The sequence below is a fragment of the Bradyrhizobium sp. JYMT SZCCT0180 genome (assembly GCF_018130165.1).
Lineage (GTDB): Bacteria > Pseudomonadota > Alphaproteobacteria > Rhizobiales > Xanthobacteraceae > Bradyrhizobium.
The window spans coordinates 95,803-113,775 of record NZ_JAFCLZ010000010.1 but is presented as its reverse complement, the minus strand read 5'-3'; the positions used below and the strand labels follow the sequence as shown (position 1 = coordinate 113,775).

The 17,973-nt window shown below is 63.3% G+C and carries 15 protein-coding genes; 11 read left to right on the top strand and 4 right to left on the bottom strand.

The window, feature by feature from the left end:
• The first annotated feature begins 187 nt into the window (after positions 1-187).
• From JQ641_RS16605 to upp, 3 genes are read left to right on the top strand one after another with little or no spacing between them, the layout of a single operon-like run.
• Positions 188-1,438 (top strand): GTP cyclohydrolase II, encoded by a 1,251-nt coding sequence (locus JQ641_RS16605; RefSeq protein ID WP_211997058.1) that lies wholly within the window; start codon positions 188-190, stop codon positions 1,436-1,438.
• A 29-nt stretch (positions 1,439-1,467) separates the two neighbouring features.
• Positions 1,468-2,691 carry a URC4/urg3 family protein gene (locus JQ641_RS16600; protein ID WP_211997150.1) on the top strand — a complete coding sequence of 408 codons (1,224 nt, stop codon included), beginning with the start codon at positions 1,468-1,470 and terminating at the stop codon, positions 2,689-2,691.
• Between the two features lie 16 nt (positions 2,692-2,707).
• The gene (upp, locus tag JQ641_RS16595; protein ID WP_211997057.1) at positions 2,708-3,337 is read left to right on the top strand and encodes a uracil phosphoribosyltransferase; all 630 of its coding nucleotides are present in this window, start codon (positions 2,708-2,710) and stop codon (positions 3,335-3,337) included.
• Between the two features lie 15 nt (positions 3,338-3,352).
• On the opposite strand, the gene JQ641_RS16590 is transcribed toward upp, so the two are convergent.
• Entirely contained in the window at positions 3,353-4,189 is an 837-nt protein-coding gene (locus JQ641_RS16590; RefSeq protein ID WP_211997056.1) for a hormone-sensitive lipase, read from the bottom strand.
• A gap of 186 nt (positions 4,190-4,375) precedes the next feature.
• On the opposite strand from JQ641_RS16590, the gene kynU reads away from it, so the two are divergent.
• Together kynU and kynA are read left to right on the top strand one after the other, a co-directional pair.
• Complete coding sequence (gene kynU, locus JQ641_RS16585) at positions 4,376-5,569, top strand: kynureninase (RefSeq protein WP_211997055.1); 1,194 nt, start codon at positions 4,376-4,378, stop codon at positions 5,567-5,569.
• Entirely contained in the window at positions 5,566-6,405 is an 840-nt protein-coding gene (kynA, locus tag JQ641_RS16580; protein WP_211997054.1) for a tryptophan 2,3-dioxygenase, read from the top strand. Before kynU ends, kynA begins: the two co-directional genes overlap by 4 nt.
• A 186-nt stretch (positions 6,406-6,591) precedes the next feature.
• Here kynA and JQ641_RS16575 read toward each other — a convergent pair whose 3' ends face one another.
• The 3 genes from JQ641_RS16575 to JQ641_RS16565 form a co-directional block, all read right to left on the bottom strand.
• Entirely contained in the window at positions 6,592-7,374 is a 783-nt protein-coding gene (locus JQ641_RS16575; RefSeq protein ID WP_249150483.1) for an aspartate/glutamate racemase family protein, read from the bottom strand.
• 78 nt (positions 7,375-7,452) lie between these two features.
• Positions 7,453-8,640, bottom strand: a complete 1,188-nt coding sequence (locus tag JQ641_RS16570) for an ABC transporter substrate-binding protein (protein ID WP_249150482.1) — start codon at positions 8,638-8,640, stop codon at positions 7,453-7,455.
• 264 nt (positions 8,641-8,904) lie between these two features.
• Positions 8,905-9,474 (bottom strand): winged helix DNA-binding protein, encoded by a 570-nt coding sequence (locus JQ641_RS16565; RefSeq protein WP_211997053.1) that lies wholly within the window; start codon positions 9,472-9,474, stop codon positions 8,905-8,907.
• A 74-nt stretch (positions 9,475-9,548) separates the two neighbouring features.
• On the opposite strand from JQ641_RS16565, the gene JQ641_RS38705 reads away from it, so the two are divergent.
• From JQ641_RS38705 to JQ641_RS16530, 6 genes are read left to right on the top strand one after another with little or no spacing between them, the layout of a single operon-like run.
• A complete protein-coding gene (locus tag JQ641_RS38705) occupies positions 9,549-12,383 on the top strand; it encodes an ABC transporter permease subunit (RefSeq protein ID WP_349628573.1) in 2,835 nt (944 codons plus the stop codon).
• Complete coding sequence (locus tag JQ641_RS16550) at positions 12,380-13,099, top strand: ABC transporter ATP-binding protein (protein ID WP_211997052.1); 720 nt, start codon at positions 12,380-12,382, stop codon at positions 13,097-13,099. The genes JQ641_RS38705 and JQ641_RS16550 overlap by 4 nt, the downstream gene beginning before the upstream one ends.
• Positions 13,100-13,104: 5 nt before the next feature.
• The gene (locus JQ641_RS16545) at positions 13,105-14,274 is read left to right on the top strand and encodes a thiolase family protein (RefSeq protein ID WP_211997051.1); all 1,170 of its coding nucleotides are present in this window, start codon (positions 13,105-13,107) and stop codon (positions 14,272-14,274) included.
• Positions 14,275-14,287: 13 nt separating this feature from the next.
• A complete protein-coding gene (locus JQ641_RS16540) occupies positions 14,288-15,532 on the top strand; it encodes an SDR family NAD(P)-dependent oxidoreductase (RefSeq protein WP_211997050.1) in 1,245 nt (414 codons plus the stop codon).
• The gene (locus JQ641_RS16535) at positions 15,529-16,356 is read left to right on the top strand and encodes a cyclase family protein (protein ID WP_211997049.1); all 828 of its coding nucleotides are present in this window, start codon (positions 15,529-15,531) and stop codon (positions 16,354-16,356) included. Before JQ641_RS16540 ends, JQ641_RS16535 begins: the two co-directional genes overlap by 4 nt.
• Positions 16,353-17,963, top strand: coding sequence for an ATP-dependent acyl-CoA ligase (locus JQ641_RS16530; protein WP_211997048.1), 1,611 nt, complete (start codon positions 16,353-16,355; stop codon positions 17,961-17,963). Before JQ641_RS16535 ends, JQ641_RS16530 begins: the two co-directional genes overlap by 4 nt.
• The last annotated feature ends 10 nt before the right edge of the window (positions 17,964-17,973 follow it).

The following is a 17,973-nucleotide window of genomic DNA, read 5'->3' as shown; positions in this document are numbered from 1 at the left end:
ATCGCGGCACCGCACCCAAAAGGTTAACGGGGCGTACAGACCTGCATTGCGCTTTCCGATCGCCGTTGAATTCGGCCGAAACTTGATTATATTGCTATCTCAGCTGCAACCGCTGCTGATTTTAACGTTGGCGTGACCGGGCCCGTCTTATTCTAGGCGGGCCGTCGCCGTTTCAGGGTTCGTAGCGATGACTCGTTCCAATCGGGTTGACCATATTCGCATTACGTCGCACCCGGCACCGGGTGCCAAACTCAACTTCCCCATCGCCTGGGGGGCTGCCAGCGCGCGTGAACGCGGACCAATCATCGGCACCGTGTCGCGCCCGCAGGACCGCAACGTCATCGGCACCCATGGCGGCTCCTATTCAGTCTATCGGGCACTGGCCGTTTCCTCCGGCGCGCTCGACCCGATCCGGCGTCCGGATCTTACCAACACCCACCCCGCCGAGACCGTCGGGCCGTTTCCGCAATGGTCGGATCCGCAGAAAATCGTTTCGCTGGATCCATGGGGGCATCTCGCCGCCGAAAACTTTGCAACCGAAATCGCCGAGGGCATCGATATCCGCCCCAGCATCGCCATCACGCGCGCGCGCCTCGATCTACCCGAGCTGCAGGACGCGATCAAAGCCGGACGGCTCAAGCACGACGGCGAGTTCGTGCACAAGAACGGCAGTGTCTCCGTGGTCAAGATCGCGATCGACCCGGTCTGGTATCTGCCGGGCCTGGCGGAGCGCTTCGCGACCACCGAAAACAATCTGCGGCGGCAATTGTTCGAGCAGACCGCCGGTATGTTTCCGGAACTGGTGACACGGCCCGATCTGCAGGTTTTTCTGCCGCCGATCGGCGGCACCACGGCCTATCTGTTCGGGGACGTCACCAAGCTGCCAGACCACCGCACCAAGATTACCTGCCGCGTACATGACGAGTGCAACGGCTCTGACGTGTTCGGTTCTGATATCTGCACCTGCCGCCCGTACCTCATTCACGGCATCGAGGAATGCGCGCGCGCCGGCCAGACCGGCGGTCTCGGCATCATCATCTACAATCGCAAGGAAGGCCGCGCGCTCGGCGAAGTCACAAAATTCCTGGTCTATAATGCACGCAAGCGCCAGGAGGGCGGCGATGCCGCGGCCCAGTATTTCGAGCGCACCGAATGCGTCGCCGGCGTGCAGGATGCCCGTTTCCAGCAATTGATGCCGGATGTGGTGCATTGGCTCGGCCTGAAGCGGATCGACCGCTTCGTGTCCATGAGCGACATGAAGCACGATGCGTTGACCGGCCAGGGCATCGAAATCGTCGAGCGTGTGCCCATCCCCGACGACATGATCCCGGCCGACGCGCATGTGGAAATCGCGGCAAAGAAGGCCGCCGGCTACTACACGCCCGAGCCGCAGGAAAGCCCGGACAATCCGGTCGGCCGCCCGCTCGAAAAATATTGAGGACGGCAGTGTCCCCCGCAAACCCGGAGATTTCGGCTGCATTGTCATTGCTGAACGCCAGCGCGGTCCGTGAGCGGGCGCATCGCATGCTCGCAATCGGCCTTGACGACAAGCTGCCGAATTTCCGTGTTCACCTCGATCGCATGGACAGCGCCGTCGATCTGGTGCTGGAGACGACGCGCAAGGCCTATCCCTCCTTCGACGTTCCCTTTCATTCGCGCTGGCGGCACTTCGTCGCCAATGGGGATAATCGCTGGGCCGATATCGCCGGCCGGACCAAATGGCTCGGTCGGGCGGCCCGCGCCCGGGCCGAATTCGACCTGGCGATCGTCAGCGTCTTCCTCGATGCCGGCGCCGGACCGTCGTGGCGCTACCACGATCCGAAAACCGGATCTGACATCGGCCGTTCGGAAGGATTGGGGCTCGCCAGCCTCGCGATGTTCGCCGGCGGCGCTTTCTCGGCCGATCCGCAGGAGCCGCTGCGCGCCGATGGCGAGATCCTTGCAAATCTTGATGTCGCCGACCTCGAGCGTGGCATGCAGGTCTCGGATGCCAATCCAATGGTCGCGATGGACGGTCGCGCTGAGCTATTGCGCCGGCTGGGCCGGCTGGTGGTCTCGAAGCCGGATGTGTTCGGCAGCCAGGACACGCCGCGGCCCGGCGGCCTGTTCGATCGGTTGGCGAAACTCGCCTACGGCGGACAGCTTCCCGCGCCAACCATTCTTGCGGAGTTGCTGCAACAGCTCGGCCCAATCTGGCCATCGCGGCTGACACTGGGAGGAATCCCGCTCGGCGACTGCTGGAAGCATCCGGCATTGACGACAGCTGATGCGACTAATGGACTCGTGCCGCTGCACAAGCTCTCGCAATGGCTGGCTTACTCCCTGATCGAGCCGCTGCAAACGGCTGGGATCACCGTGACCGATATCGATGGCCTCACCGGCCTCGCTGAATATCGCAATGGCGGACTGTTCATCGATATCGGCGTGCTCGCGTTTCGCGATCCGCAATCCGCGCAAAGGGAACACGAGGTCGCCTCACCGCTGGTCGTGGAATGGCGTGCGCTGACGGTGGCGCTGCTTGACCGCATCGCCGATGGGCTGCGGCACCGGCTCAAAGTCGATGCCACCTCGATGCCATTGGCAAAAATTCTCGAGGGCGGCACCTGGGCGGCGGGTCGATTGCTGGCGCGCGAACGTCGCGCCGACGCTTCGCCGCCGGTGAAGATTATCAGCGACGGCACTGTTTTCTAGATCTGGGATTAGCAACATGGACGGCGTCACGATCGTTAGTCACCCGCTGGTACAGCACAAGCTCACGCTGTTGCGGAGAAAAGACATTTCGACCAAGTCGTTTCGCGAACTCCTCAAGGAGATCGGGATGCTGATCTGCTATGAGGTCACGCGTGACCTGCCGCTGGCCGACGTCGAAATCGAAACACCCCTCGCGCACATGAAGTCGCCGCAGATCGCGGGCAAGAAGCTGGTGTTCGCGCCGATACTGCGCGCCGGCATTACTTTTGCCGACGGCATGCTCGATCTGGTGCCGACCGCGCGTATCGCGCATATCGGCCTTTACCGCGAGCCGGAAACGTTCGTTGCCGTCGAATATTTCTTCAAGGCCCCGAGCGATCTGCACGAGCGACTGGTGATCGTGATTTCACCGATACTGGCAACGGCGAACTCCGCCGTCGCCGCGGTCGACCGGCTGAAAGAGCGCGGCGCCAACGACATCCGACTGGTGTCCCTGATCGGCGCGCCGGAAGGCGTCGAGCGCATGCGCGGCATACACCCGGACGTTCCGATCTGGCTCGCCGCGATCGACCAGGGGCTGGACGACAATGCCTTCATCGTGCCTGGTCTCGGCGACGCCGGCGACCGCGCTTACGGCACCAGATAACCCACCAAGCGCAGGCTACGCGGCATCGGCCAGGAGAGTCCGGAGAAGCGGATGATTCCGGTCGGCCAGGCCGTCGATGACGTCGAAATGGTGGCGGCCGGGTTCTTCGATCGTGCAGGTCTGCGCGCCGAGCCCGGTCCAGATATTGGCTAGCAAGGCGTTCTGGCGGACGAATTCCGGGCGCTCCGCGCTGCCCACCCAGCAAGTTACCCGGGCGCCAGGCAAAGGCCGCAACAGCACGGGGCTTTCGGTTTGCGCTTCGGCGTCGTCGATCCGCAGATCGGAATTCATTGCGGTCTTCAGCATTGGGCGAAGGTCATGGACGCCCGAGATCGAGACGGTATTGCGGATGCGCGCGCGGGCGGGCTCCGACAGCGGCGAAGTCGCCGAAATCATGCGCGTGACCAGATGCCCGCCTGCGGAGTGGCCTGTCAGGAAAATCCGGCCTTCCACCATCGAGGCCGCCTGCGCGATCGCGGCGGCAATTTCGCGCGTAATATCGGCCACGCGAACCGACGGACAAAGCGTGTAGGAAGGCATCGCCACCGCATACCCGCTTTCGACGGCGCCGCGCGCGAGGTGTGACCAAAAGCTCTTGTCAAGGGCGCGCCAGAAACCGCCATGGACGAAAACGACCAGACCCTTGGGCTGGCCCTCGGGACGGAACAGATCGAAGCGGTTTCGCGGCCGCTCGCCATAGCCGATATCAAGCGTCGCGCGGCCACTAGCCCCTAGTTCATCGCGATAGGTCTGGGCGGGTTGCACCCAGGCCGCCGGCCAGCGTTCGCCACCGGGGATGTTGGGACCGTTGGCGTAGGCGTCGTTCCAGTCGGAAATCTGATGAAAGATCATGCGGGTCGGTTTTCCGTTTGGTCTTGAGTAGCCGGCGCAGGCGCCTACGATCAGGATTCTGTTCGACAACATCTACTCACATCGGCCGCCCGCAGGACAAGTCCAAAAGTATTTTAGGCATATAACTTCTGCGCTTGAAACGTTTCGCCGCCATGCGAGTATCTAGCTCAGCGAATGAGGCCGATGATGACCGATTTCACGCGAACGCGATCCCTGTTCCATATGCCTGATGGCATCATCTATCTCGACGGCAACTCGCTCGGTCCCCTGCCCGTTGCGGCGACCGATCGCGTCCGCGGCATGATGTCCGAGCAATGGGGAAATCAGCTCATCAGGGGCTGGAACAGCGCCGGCTGGATGGATCAGCCGCGCCGTATCGGCGACCGCCTCGGCCGGCTGATCGGCGCGCCCGAGGGTACCGTGGTGATCGGCGACACCCTGTCGATCAAGGTCTATCAGGCGCTTGCCGCAGCGCTCGAACTCAATTCCAGCAGGCGTGTGGTCCTGTCCGACAACGGCAACTTTCCGACCGATCTCTACATGGCAGAGGGTCTGCTCAGATCGCTCGACCGCGGATATCAGCTCAAAATTGTCGCCCCCGAGGAAGTCGAAGACGCCATCGACGCAACGATTGCGGTGCTGATGTTGACCGAGGTCGACTATCGCACCGGCCGCTTGCACGACATGAAGACACTGACGCAGAAAGCGCATGCCGCCGGCGCATTGACGGTTTGGGACCTCGCCCACTCCGCGGGCGCCATTCCGGTCGACGTGTCAGGCGCCAGGGCAGATTTTGCGGTCGGCTGCACCTACAAATATCTCAATGGCGGCCCTGGCGCGCCGGCCTTCATCTATGTCGCACCTCGACATGCCGACACGGCACGGCCCGCCCTTTCCGGATGGCTGGGGCACCAGGCGCCGTTTGCCTTCGATCTCGATTACCGGGCCGGCGCCGGCATAGAGCGGATGCGGGTTGGAACGCCTCCCGTCATTGCGATGGCCGCACTCGACGCCGCGCTCGATGTCTGGGAGGGCGTCAGCATGAACGAGGTCCGCAAGGCGTCGATTGCGCTGGCGGACCTGTTCATCCGCGAAGTCGAAGGCCGTTGTCCGGAGTTGACGCTAGCCTCGCCGCGGGATGGCAACAAGCGCGGCAGCCAGGTTTCGTTTCGCCACGCCAACGGCTACGCGATCATGCAGGCGCTGATCGCGCGCGGCGTGATCGGCGATTTTCGGGCTCCTGACGCTATCCGCTTCGGCTTTACGCCGCTCTATATCGGTGAGGCCGAGGTTCGCGCGGCGGTCGATGCGATCGAGGACGTCGTGAACAATCGCCGCTGGGATGCCGCGGAGTATCGCAAAATGGCTGTCGTGACATGACCGAAAAACCTTACGACCCCTCCGGCGAGGGCGCCCAGATGTCGTTCGACGGGCGGATGTCCTACAGCGACTATCTGCATCTGGAACGCGTGTTGGACGCGCAGGAACCGCTTTCGGGTGCGCATGACGAACTTCTGTTCATCATACAGCATCAGACCTCCGAACTCTGGATGAAGCTGGCGATCCACGAGATCCGCTCCGCCATCAAGGCGATCCACAACGACGAGCTTCAGCACGCCTTCAAGGTGCTGTCGCGCATCGCCCGAATCTTCGAACAGCTCACGGGCGCCTGGGACGTTTTGCGGACGATGACGCCGAGCGAGTATACCGAATTTCGCGGTCAGCTCGGTCAATCGTCGGGATTCCAGTCGTACCAGTACCGCGCGATCGAGTTCCTCGCCGGCAACCGCAATGTTGCGATGCTCGGCCCTCATGCCCACCGCAGTGACGTCATCGCGAAACTCGAAGAAATTCTCGGCGAGCCCGGTCTCTACGACGAAGCCTTGCTTCTTCTGGCGCGCAATGGCTTCGACATCGGCGAAGATGCGCAACGAACGGATTGGCGCACGACGCGGACGGCGAATGACAAGGTGCTGGCAGCCTGGAAGACCGTCTACGCATCTCCCGACAAACACTGGATGCTGTACGAACTGGCCGAAAAGCTGGTCGATTTCGAAGACTATTTTCGTCGCTGGCGCTTCAACCACGTCACGACGGTCGAGCGCATTATCGGCCTGAAGCGCGGCACCGGCGGCACATCGGGCGTATCCTATTTGCGCAAGATGCTCGAGGTCGAACTGTTTCCGGAGCTTTGGAAAGTAAGAACGGAGCTTTAGGTTACTCCAGTTCGGCGGCTTCATCCTTCGAGACGCGCTTCGCGCTCCTCCAGCGATGAGCTTACGCTCACGCGGGGATGAGGTCTGGCGGCTCAGCATGCGATCTTAAACCCTCATGGTGAGGAGCGCGGCAAAGCCGCGCGTCTCGAACCACGAGGCCCCCGAATTCGCGGTGTGGGAAACTCGCTAACCCAGCTTCGGATGCGTCATGAACTCCTCGATGATTTCAGCGGGCGGCTTGACGAATTCCCCCGCACGGCTGACGCCGAGGCCGGTGAGACGGCGAAGTTTTACCGCCATTTCAGCCATCTTCACCACGATCGGTATGCCGTTGATGACAGGCGCGCCGTCGATCTCGTGATTGCGAAGCGCGGCAAACAGCAGCATCGGAATGCCGCCACCCGGGATCAGCACTTCGACACCCTTGGCCACCAGCGGCCGCGCCTGTTCGGCAAACAGCTCTTCGACCTCACGCGCCAGCGCTTCCGATTCATAGGCCTTCAGGATCTGCCCCGGCTCGAACGTCATGGCGTGGGTGCCCGCAACCCGGCGTTCCAGTCCGTATTTGGTGATCTGGTGGTGAAACCAGGGAATGTAGCGCGGATTGATCGTGATGATGCCGCTGCGCTGGCCGAGCTGGCAGCCATGGAGCATCGACGATTCGCCAAGTGCGAGCACCGGAATATCGACCACCGAGCGCGCTTCGTAGAGACCGGCATCCTGGAAGTGGCCGATCACGAAGGCACCGTATCCCTCGCGCTCGGCCCGCACCGCATTGCAGATCACTTCGCGCGCACAACGAAATTCGACGATCGCGTGGGCATAGGAATCGTGCGGCGTAATGCCCTTGATGTCGATCGTGGTACCGGGCTCGACAATGTCATCGAGATGTTTGCGCAAACGATCCCAATAGGTCTTGCCGTTCTCGTAATCGACGTAGCTCTGATACCAGATGCGGATCGGCTTCATGGCAGGCGTCTCCTTCCGCGCGCGTCATGCGGACGGCGCGGCGTTTGATGAATGCGGCGCGATCGCCGGGCCCGTGGCTCAGGCCAGCAGCTTCCACGCCCCCTTCTCGAGCGTGACGATGACGCGTGCGCGTTCGTCGACACCGGAATTGTCGTTCTGGGTATAGTTGTAGACGCCATGCGAGCCCACCACGTCCTTGGTGCGGTAGAGCTCATCGCGCAACGCCGACCGGAAGGCAGCCGTCCCGGGCGGTGTCGACGCGAGCGCGCGCTTGGCCGCGGCGGCGAAAACCAGCCAGCCGTCGAAGGAATAGGCCGAGAAGGCATCGGTCGAGGCCACGTTGTTGGCCTTGAGGTGAGCGGCGCGGAATTCCAGACCGACCTTCTTCACCGGGTTGCTGTCGGGCAATTGTTCGGCGACGATCACGGGGCCGGTTGGCGCCAGAACGCCTTCGACCGCTGCGCCGCCGACCCGGATGAAGTCAGGGTTGATCAGGGCATGCGTGCCATAGATCGGGCCGCGAAAGCCGCGCTCGCGCAGCGCCAGGAACGGCAGCGCTCCCGGCGTTCCCGAACCGCCGGTCATGACGGCATCAGGCTGGGCGGCGATGATCTTGAGCGTTTGTGCGGTCACCGTGGTATCGGGACGCGCATAGCGTTCGTCCGTCAGGATCTTGATGCCAATGGGCGCGGCCGTCTTGGACAGCGCGTTGTAGACAAGATCGCCCCAGGCGTCGCTGAAGCCGATATAGCCGAGGCTCTTGATGCCGGCTTTTTGCATTTGCGCGACCACCGCCGCGACCATCAGCGGCGGCGGTTGCGGAATCGAAATCGCCCAGAAGCCGCCGTCACCCTTGCCCGCTGTCGGCGGAAGCGGCGAGATGGAAACGAACGGCACCTTCTGCTCGCCGGCGACCGCCGCCATCGCGACCGATCCAGGCAGGCCTGACGTTCCGATCAACAGGTCGACCTTTTCTTCTTCGACCAGCTTGCGGGCATTGCGCGTGGAAGCCGATGGATCGCCGCCATCGTCCATCTGGACCAGCCTGATCTTATGGCCTTCGATGGTGTCGAGGTAAGCCATCGCAGCGGCAATTCCCCTTGAATAGGGAATGCCGATGGAGGCGCCCGGTCCGGTCTGACCCGTCACGAAGCCAACGGAGATGGGGGCGGACTGCGCCCGAAGGATCGCGGGAGCCGCGACGAAACCGGAGAGTGCTGCACCGCCGACGAGAACGTTTCGGCGCGAAATCATCTGTCTGCTCATCGTCGCTACCTCCTGTTGGGGCCGCCGGTCAGTCGACGGGGGCCGGGCTACTGAAGAAGTGAGAGACCGGAGCGATGGCAGGCCGACGGCGGCATGGCCGCCGCTTCATCCCCGCGTCGTGGCTTGATTTATTGTTCACAGCCGCGCCATCCGCCATTCCGGACAAAAATTGTTTTAGACATAAAATATAAAAGCGTGCAGTATGGCCTCAGTCAAGAGGCAATTCACATGATCAACTTACCGATTAAAGTTGCAATTCATGCCTTATGGCCGAAGGCCGAGGGTGTCGCCTATCTGGCTCGACAGGATCGTGCTGGCCTGATCGTAGAGACCGGTCATCACGTGAAGGATCGAGGTCGCCTGCTGCAGCGCATCCTGGGTACCGGACATACTGCCGACGAGACGCACCAGAGTATCGCGCCGGTGCTGCAGATAAGCGTCGACGATCGCACGCCCGGACTCGGTGGGCACGTAAGTGGTGTTGCGGCGCGAGGCTCCATTGCTGGCTTTCTCGATAAAGCCCAGCGAAAGCAGCTTTTTCAGTCCGTATTGCAGATTGGCAAGGTCATCGCGGTGCAGAAGCCGCGCCACATCGCTCAGGCCCTTCGGCGTGCCATTGAGATGAAGCACGTGCAGGATCGAGGCCTCCGTGCCGCCCAGCGCGTTCGTTGGCATGGCCCCGAGACAGTCGCGCCGCCAGCGCGCGAACGCCGAACCGAAATGCCAGGCGGCATATTCGAACGCGTTCACGGTCTGCTCGATCGGCGAAATTTCGGCGACAGGCTCCGTGAATACTGCCGATATTTGCGCCGAACTTGCTTGTTTTTTGGCCACAGAATGCCTCCTCAAATATCAATTTCAAACAGCAATTTAATGTATTAACTTGACTAATCAAGGTGCTGGATCGCATGACGACTGAAATCGCCATCATTCTGCTGCTCGATGGGATCGCCAATGGCGCGATCTACCTGCTGGCGGGCCTCGGCCTGGTGCTGATCTTTTCGGTCACCCGCGTCGTGTTCGTGCCGTTCGGCGATATCACCGCGTTCTGCGTGCTCTCGATCGCCGCGTTCGAACTTGGCCGGGTGCCGGGCACGATCTGGGTGGTCGCGATCCTGGCCGTCATCGCGACCGTAGTCGATGCCGCCAGTCACTACCGATCAGGTGAACACGCGCGGATCCCGCGTTCGTTTTTCATGTATGGCCTGCTGCCGCTTATTCCCTGCGTGCTGGCCTGGGTCGCCGCATCGTACGCCCTGCCCCAGGCGGTGCAGATCGTCCTTGCGCTGGTGCTCGTGCTGCCGATCGCCCCGCTGCTCGACCGCATCGCGTTCCGGCCCGCCGCCGATGCTTCCGTGCTGGTCCTGCTCATCATCGCGCTGGCAGTTCATTTCGCGATCAGTGGCCTCGGCCTGATGGCCTTCGGCGCGGAAGGATTCCGCATTCGTCCACTGGTCAATGGCATCTACAGCTTCGGCGGCGTCATCGTATCGGCGCAGGTGCTGCTGATGCTGGTCACCGCCGCCCTGCTCAGCCTGCTGTTCTTCCTGTTCTTCGAGCGGTCGATGTCGGGCCGGGCGCTGCGCGCCACCGCGGTCAACCGCATCGGCGCCCGGCTCGTCGGTATCCGGCCGGCACGCACCGGCACCATCGCCTATTTCATTGCCTCGCTGCTCGCCGGCGTCTCCGCCATCCTGATCGGCCCGACTACCACGATCTATTACGATTCCGGTTTCATGATCGGGCTGAAAGCCTTTATCGGCGCCATCATCGGGGGCTTCACCAGCTATCCGATCGCAGCGCTCGGCGCCGTGTTCGTCGGCATCATGGAAAGCTTCGCCTCGTTCTGGAGCAGTTCCTACAAGGAAGTGATCGTGTTCGGCCTCTTGATCCCGGTGCTGCTCTGGCAGTCCTGGAAATCGGCCGGGCATGCCGACGAGGAAGGCGAGGAAATGGAAATGCCCGACGCGATCGTGCTGAGCACGCCGCTTCGCATCGGCCTGATCAGCGCCGCCGTCATCGCCCTGCTGGTCGCCCCTGCACTGCTCGGCAGCTTCGCCATTACGCTTCTCAACTATATCGGCATCTCCGCGCTGGTCGCGCTCGGGCTGGTGCTGCTGACCGGCATCGGCGGCATGACGTCGTTCGGGCAAGCCGCCTTTGTCGGCATCGCGGCCTATGCAACGGCCTGGGCCACCGTGACGCTCGATTTGTCGCCGTGGGTCGGATTGCTGCTGGCGCTGGCAATGACCGGGCTTGCGGCACTGGCGATCGGCGCGCTGACGCTGCGGCTCGGCGGGCATTTTCTCTCGCTCAGCACAATCGCCTGGGGCATCTCGATCTATTTCCTGTTCGGCAACGTCCCGGGCCTCGGGCAGAACACCGGCATGGCCGGCATCCCGCCGATCACCATCGCGTCGGTCTCACTGATTTCCTCGCAAATGATCTTCTATCTGATCTGGCTGATGGTCGGCCTCGCGATGCTGGCGAGCGCCAATCTGCTCAATTCCCGCGAGGGCCGCGCCATCAGAAGCCTGCGTGGCGGCGGGGTTCTGCTCGCAAGCCTCGGCGTCAACATCTTCCGAATTCGCCTAGTCACCTTCGTGATTGCTGCCCTGCTCGCCGGACTGGCCGGCTGGCTCTATGCGCACATGAACCGGTTCATCAGCCCGGCTCCCTTCGACGTCAAGCCCGGCATCGAATACCTGCTGATGGCGATGGCGGGCGGTGCCGGCCATATCGCGGGCGCGGTTGCCGGCTCCGCCTTGATCACGCTGCTCAAGAACTGGTTGCAGGATGTACTTCCGCTGGTGACGAAGAACCCGGCGCAATTCGAGATCATCGCCTTCAGCGTTCTGCTTGTCCTGCTGCTGCAAAACGCCCGGGGTGGCCTCATCGCGTTCATCGCCAAGCGCCTGCCCAAGGGAACGCGCCCGGCACCCGCGGCCGCCGAGGCGATGCCGCGCCGCGCGCTGCCGGAAAATGGCGCGCTGATTCTGAGCGTCGAAAATGCCGTGAGGACCTTCGGCGGACTGACCGCCGTCAACAAGGTGAGTTTTGATCTCAAGGCCGGCGAGATCCTGGGCCTGATCGGTCCGAACGGCGCCGGCAAGAGCACGATGTTCAACCTCCTGACCGGCGCGTTGCAGGCCAACGCCGGCCGGATCAGTTTCCTGGGCGAGGACATCACCTACCGTCCACAGATGGAAATCGCACGCATGGGCATCGCGCGCACGTTCCAGCACGTGAAGCTGCGGCCCAACATGAGCCTGATCGACAACGTCGCGCTCGGCGCCTATGCGCGCACCGCGACCGGTTTCCTGAAGAGCGCGCTTCGCCTCGATCGCGCCGAAGAGCGGCGAACGCTGCACGAGACCCAGCGGCAATTGCAGCGCGTCGGCCTCGGCGACAAATCTTACGAACTCGCCGGTAACCTTCCGCTCGGCGGACAGCGCATCCTGGAAGTTGCCCGCGCGCTGGCGGCCGATCCCGTGCTGGTGGTGCTGGATGAACCGGCCGCAGGCTTGCGGCCGCCCGAGAAGGAAGCGCTGGCCAAGGTCTTGCGCCAGATCCGCGATGAAGGCGTCACGATCCTGATCGTCGAGCATGACATGGATTTCGTCATGGGCCTGGTCGACCGGCTGGTGGTCATGGAGTTCGGCTGCAAGCTGGTCGAGGGAAATCCGGCAGCGGTCCGCGCCGATCCGAAGGTGCAGGAAGCCTATCTCGGAGGCGTATTATGAGCGCGATGCTCGAAATAACAGATCTTCATGTGGCTTACGGCAAGGTCGAAGCCGTGCGCGGCGTGTCGCTGTCGCTGCAGAGAGGCCAGATCGTCACGGTGATCGGGCCGAACGGCGCGGGCAAGACCACGCTCCTTGCGGCCACCATCGGCCTTTTGCCATCGCGCGGCCGGCTGATTTTCGAGGGCCAGGATCTGTTGAAGCTGGACGTCGAGGCGCGCGTCGAGCACGGCTTCTGCCTGGTACCCGAGACGCGGGAATTGTTCGGAGAGTTGACGGTCTATGACAATCTCGTGCTCGGCGCCTACCCGCGCCGTTCGGATCGTGCCTTCGTCGCCCGCGCGCTTGAGGAGACCTATGGACGTTTTCCACGCCTCGCCGAGCGTCGCGCGCAACGCGCCGACACGCTTTCCGGCGGCGAGCGCCAGATGCTGGCGCTTGGCCGCGCGCTGATGTCGGCGCCACGTCTCCTGATGCTCGACGAACCCAGCCTCGGCCTCGCGCCGCTGATCGTACGCGACATCCTGCGCATCGTCGCTGGCCTGCGCGATGCCGGCGTCTCGATCCTGCTGGTTGAGCAGAATGCGAAGGCGGCGCTCGAAATCGCCGACTACGGCTATGTGCTGGAAACCGGCGAAATCGTGCTGGATGGTGAAGCCGCTAGCCTGCTCGGCGATACCCGCGTGCAGGCAACTTATCTGGGCGGAGGGCATTGACCGCCATGGCAAACCGCATCGCAAATTACGACGGGGTCGCCGTCGCGGTACCCGTCACCGTGCCCTATGAGCGCTTCTCCATCCGCGGCGCGCATTGGTTCATCGCCCGCGCGCTCAAGGCCCTGGTCGATGGCGCTGGCATTTCCAAGGACGAAATCGACGGCCTGTGCGTGGGGAGTTTTACATTGGCGCCCGACAGCGCCGTCGGCCTGACCCAGCATCTCGGCCTCTCGCCACGCTGGCTCGATCACGTGCCGATGGGTGGCGCTTCCGGCATTGTCAGCCTCCGCCGCGCCGCGCGCGCGGTTCAGGCGGGTGACGCCGAGATCGTTGCCTGCATCGCCGGCGACACCAACCATGTCGACAGCTTCCGGCTCAGCACGGCGACCTTCAGCATGTTCGCGCAGGACGCGGTCTATCCCTATGGCGCCGGCGGGCCGAACACCAGTTTCGCCTTCCTCACAGCCTATTACATGCGCACCTATGGCGCGAAGCCTGAGGATTTCGGCAAGCTCTGCGTCGCGCAGCGCTCGAACGCGTTGCAGTTCCCCCATGCGCTGTTCAAGAAACCGCTGACGCTGGACGAATATCTTAACGCCCGGCCGGTGGCCGACCCGCTTCGGCTGTTCGATTGCGTGATGCCTTGCGCCGGCGCCGAGGCATTTCTTGTCATGAGCGAGGATCGGGCCCGGCGCCTCGGATTGCCGCACGCGCGGCTGCGAGGTGCCATCGAGCGGCACAACGCATTCCCTGATGATCCCGTGCAGCACCGCGGCGGCTGGGCGATGGACCGCGATCGCCTGTACGAAAGCGCAGGCATCGGGCCTGAAGACATCGACCTGCTCGAGGCCTATGACGATTATCCTGTGATCTGCGTGCTGCAGATCGAGGATCTCGGATTCTGCGGCAAGGGCGAAGGGCCGGACTTCATTCGACGCAACACGTTCGAGGCGAATGGCAGCTTTCCCTTCAACACCTCGGGTGGCCAATTATCTGTCGGCCAGGCCGGCGCCGCCGGCGGCACGCTCGGGATCGTCGAAGCGCTCCGGCAGGTCACCGGACAGCCGCTCGGCGCCCGGGTCGAGAACGCGCGTCATGCGCTGGTCTCCGGATTCGGCATGATCAACTTCGACCGGGGCCTATGCACCGGTGCCGCCATTCTCGCCGCAACATGATTGGGACTTGATGATGAGTGAAACAATCAAACGGCCGAAGCGCAAGAACCCGATCCTGAAGACGCGGGCGCCGACGCTGCCGCCCGACCGCCGCAGCCGGATCGCGCTCGGCCTCGTTCGCGGCGCGGCGATGGGCAAGCTTGAACTGCAATGCTGCGCGGCCTGCGGCGCCGTGCAATATCCGCCGCGCGAGGCCTGCGTTCGCTGTCTGTCGGCCGAACTCGAATGGACTGTCATGAGCGGACGCGGCGAACTCGTCAGCGAGACCACGTTGCATCATTCCCAGGAACTGTTCTTTCGCGAACGCATGCCCTGGCGGCTTGGACTGGTCCGTCTCGCCGAAGGTGTCAGCCTCGTCGTCCACCTCGACGCCCGCTGCGGCCCGGCGCCGTCGCCGGTCATCGTGGAGGCCGTGCTCGACCGCGCCGGCCAGGCCGCGCTCGTCGCCAAGCCGGATGATGGCAATACTGCCCTCGCCGACGAGCCGAAACTGCGCAACTTCACGTCGGATCCAAGATTCCGCAAAGTGCTGGTCACCGACGCCAAGTCACCCGTCGGCCAGGCTGTCGTGAAAGCGGTGCTGGAGGCCGGCGCCGACCTCGTCTGGGCCGGCCATTGCGAACCCTGGAAGAACCCGCCGGGCTGGCCGGCGATTGCGCAACTGCCCAAGGTGACGCTGGTCCCGCTCGATGTCACCGACACCAAGTCGGTCAATGAGCTTGCGGCCGAACTCGGCTTCAAGGTCGACATCGTGATCAACACATCAGAGCACCATCGCACGTTTGGCATTTTCGGCCGCGCCGGCGTCGAAACCGCGCGGGCGGAGATGGAGACCAACTGCTTCGGCCTGTTGCGGCTGGCGCAAGCGTTCGGTCCGGTCATGCAGTCGCGTGGCGCTGATGGCGAAACCAGCGCGGTGGCCTGGGTCAATCTGCTGTCGATCTATGCGCTATCCAATTTTCCGCAGCACGCGACCTATTCGGCGTCGATGGCCGCGGCGCTCTCGGTCGCGCAGGCGCTGCGCGCCGAAATGCGCGTCGCCGGCATCAGGGTCGTCAACATCTTTCCGGGACCGATCGACGACGAATGGAATCAGCTGCTGCTGCCGCCGAAATTGGCGCCATCCGCAGTCGCCCGCGCCATCGTCGGCGCGCTCGAAGGATCGGTCGAGGACGTCTATCCCGGCGATATCGCGCAGGACTGGCTCGCCCGTTTCCGCGACAATCCCAAGGCATTGGAACGGGAGCTTGGCCGATGAAACCGAACGATCCAGCGCCAGGCCCTGAAATCCTGGCGGGCTTCACCGCAGCACTCGCGACCGGCGCGATTCGGATCATCGATCTGACGCAGACGTTGGGTCCGGATTTTCCGAGCATCGTGATGCCGCCTGAAATAGGCCAGAGCCGCGCCTTCCGCATGGAAGAGATTTCGCGTTACGACGAACGCGGTGGCGCCTGGTACTGGAACAATCTGTCCTTTGGCGAACATACCGGCACACATTTCGACGCCCCGATCCACTGGGTCTCGGGCCGCGACCTTCCCAACAGCTCCACCGATACGATCCCGGTCGCCGATTTCATTGCGCCCGCCGTGGTGATCGACTGCTCGAAGGAATCCGCTGCAGATGCCGACTTCCTGCTGACGCCGGATTTCATCAAGGCCTGGGAAGCCGTGCACGGCAAGATCCCGCCGCGGTGCTGGGTGCTGATGCGCACCGACTGGTCGAAGAAGACCGATCCGGCGGCCTATCAGAATTTCGATGAGGTCGGGCAGCACACGCCAGGTCCCGATCCTGACGCCGTGCGTTTCCTGCTGAACGAGCGCGACGTGCTCGGCTTCGGCACCGAAACCATCGGCACCGATGCGGGTCAGGCGGCGCATTTCCTGCCTCCCTATCCCTGCCACTACTACATGCACGGTGCCGGGCGTTATGGTCTGCAATGCCTGACCAATCTCGACCTGCTGCCGCCGACCGGCAGCTCGCTGATCGCACCTCCGCTGAAGATCCAGCAAGGCAGCGGCAGCCCGTTGCGGGTGCTGGCGCTGGTGCCTTCAAGTCAGGCAGGAGCGTCTCGCCCATGAGCCTCCATGCGCCCGGGATGATTCGGCTACCACCGGACGACCGGACGCTGCCGCGCATGCTCGAGATTCAGGCGGGCAGCCATGGCGAGCGGACGTTGCTCTCGTGCGCAACTGATTCATGGACGTTCCGCGAGGCGCGCGACATCGCGGCCGGCCGTGCCGCGACGTTACGCGCGGCCGGCGTTGCGGCCGGTGACCGGGTCGCGATCCTCTGCTCCAATCGCCCGGAGATGCTGGAAATAGTTTTGGGCTGTGGCTGGATCGGCGCCATCGCGGTCCCGATCAACACCGCCGCGATGGGACCGCAGATCGGCTATTACCTGTCGAATAGCGGCGCGCGGCTGTTCGCGATCGAGGCGCAATTCGTCGAACGCCTGGCCCATGTCTCCGAAGGCATGGCATCGCTTGGCTCAATCTGGGTGATCGGCGCCGATGCCCTGCCCGACGGTGTCGTGCCATCGATGGAGGTCATGCCGCCGCGCGCCGCTCCGATTGCAGCTGCGTCCGTCAGCCCCGGCGACACGCTCGCCATCATCTATACCAGCGGCACCACGGGTCCATCCAAAGGCGTGATGTGCCCGCATGCGCAATATTACTGGTGGGGCATCCACTCCGGCCGCATTTTTGGCCTGACAGCAGACGACGTGCTTTGCACAACCCTGCCGCTGTTCCATATCAATGCCCTCAATACGTTTGCGCAGGCGCTTCTCAGCGGCGCGCGCATGGTCCTCGAACCGCGCTTCTCCGCCTCCGGCTTCTGGCCGGCCATGATCCAGAGCGAAGCAACCGTGATCTATCTGCTCGGCGCCATGGTGCCGATCCTGCTGACGGGTGAACCGCGAGCGGAGGAGCGCGGACACAGAGTGCGCACCGGACTCGGACCGGGCGTTCCCGCGGGTCTCGGCGCAGCGTTTGCTGCACGCACCGGGGTTGCGCTGCTCGAGGGATACGGCTCGACCGAAACCAATTTCGTGATCGGCGCATCGCCGGAAACGCAGAAGCCGGGAACCATGGGCCGTATCGTCGATGGCTTTCAGGCCCGCGTGGTCGATATCAATGACGTTGAATTGCCGGATGGCGAGGCCGGTGAACTCGTCCTGCGCGCCGACGAGCCGTTTGCGCTCGCGAGCGGCTATTTCGGCATGGCCGAGAAGACCGTGGAAGCCTGGCGGAATCTCTGGTTCCATACCGGCGATCGGGTTATCCGTGACGAGAACGGCTATTTCCGCTTCGTGGACCGGCTCAAGGACGCGATCCGCCGCCGCGGCGAGAACATCTCGTCCTATGAGGTTGAGCAGGTGTTGCTGGCTCACCCTGACATCGAAATGACGGCGGTCTTTCCCGTGCGCTCGGAACTTGCCGAGGATGAAGTGATGGCCGCGATCGTGGTGCGGCCGGGAGCGGCGATTCCGCCTGTCGAGCTGATGCAATTCTGCGCGCTGCGGCTGCCCTATTTCGCGGTGCCTCGCTTTGTCGATTTTGTCGCGGACCTGCCACGGACTGAGAACGGCAAGCTCCGGAAATACGAGTTGCGCGAACGCGGCGTGACCGCATCGACCTGGGATCGCGAAGCGGCCGGCTACCGCCTGAAGCGGGGTGCCGTGTAATGCATAATTA

What these genes read in the sequence shown, in the direction of transcription:
- JQ641_RS16575 (WP_249150483.1), bottom strand. Translation starts at nt 7,374, where the DNA reads ATGAAGCCGATCCGCATCTGGTATCAGAGCTACGTCGATTACGAGAAC.
- upp (WP_211997057.1), top strand. Translation starts at nt 2,708, where the DNA reads ATGGACGGCGTCACGATCGTTAGTCACCCGCTGGTACAGCACAAGCTC.
- kynU (WP_211997055.1), top strand. Translation starts at nt 4,376, where the DNA reads ATGACCGATTTCACGCGAACGCGATCCCTGTTCCATATGCCTGATGGC.
- JQ641_RS16540 (WP_211997050.1), top strand. Translation starts at nt 14,288, where the DNA reads ATGAGTGAAACAATCAAACGGCCGAAGCGCAAGAACCCGATCCTGAAG.
- JQ641_RS16605 (WP_211997058.1), top strand. Translation starts at nt 188, where the DNA reads ATGACTCGTTCCAATCGGGTTGACCATATTCGCATTACGTCGCACCCG.
- JQ641_RS38705 (WP_349628573.1), top strand. Translation starts at nt 9,549, where the DNA reads ATGACGACTGAAATCGCCATCATTCTGCTGCTCGATGGGATCGCCAAT.
- JQ641_RS16570 (WP_249150482.1), bottom strand. Translation starts at nt 8,640, where the DNA reads ATGAGCAGACAGATGATTTCGCGCCGAAACGTTCTCGTCGGCGGTGCA.
- JQ641_RS16530 (WP_211997048.1), top strand. Translation starts at nt 16,353, where the DNA reads ATGAGCCTCCATGCGCCCGGGATGATTCGGCTACCACCGGACGACCGG.
- JQ641_RS16545 (WP_211997051.1), top strand. Translation starts at nt 13,105, where the DNA reads ATGGCAAACCGCATCGCAAATTACGACGGGGTCGCCGTCGCGGTACCC.
- JQ641_RS16590 (WP_211997056.1), bottom strand. Translation starts at nt 4,189, where the DNA reads ATGATCTTTCATCAGATTTCCGACTGGAACGACGCCTACGCCAACGGT.
- JQ641_RS16550 (WP_211997052.1), top strand. Translation starts at nt 12,380, where the DNA reads ATGAGCGCGATGCTCGAAATAACAGATCTTCATGTGGCTTACGGCAAG.
- JQ641_RS16535 (WP_211997049.1), top strand. Translation starts at nt 15,529, where the DNA reads ATGAAACCGAACGATCCAGCGCCAGGCCCTGAAATCCTGGCGGGCTTC.
- kynA (WP_211997054.1), top strand. Translation starts at nt 5,566, where the DNA reads ATGACCGAAAAACCTTACGACCCCTCCGGCGAGGGCGCCCAGATGTCG.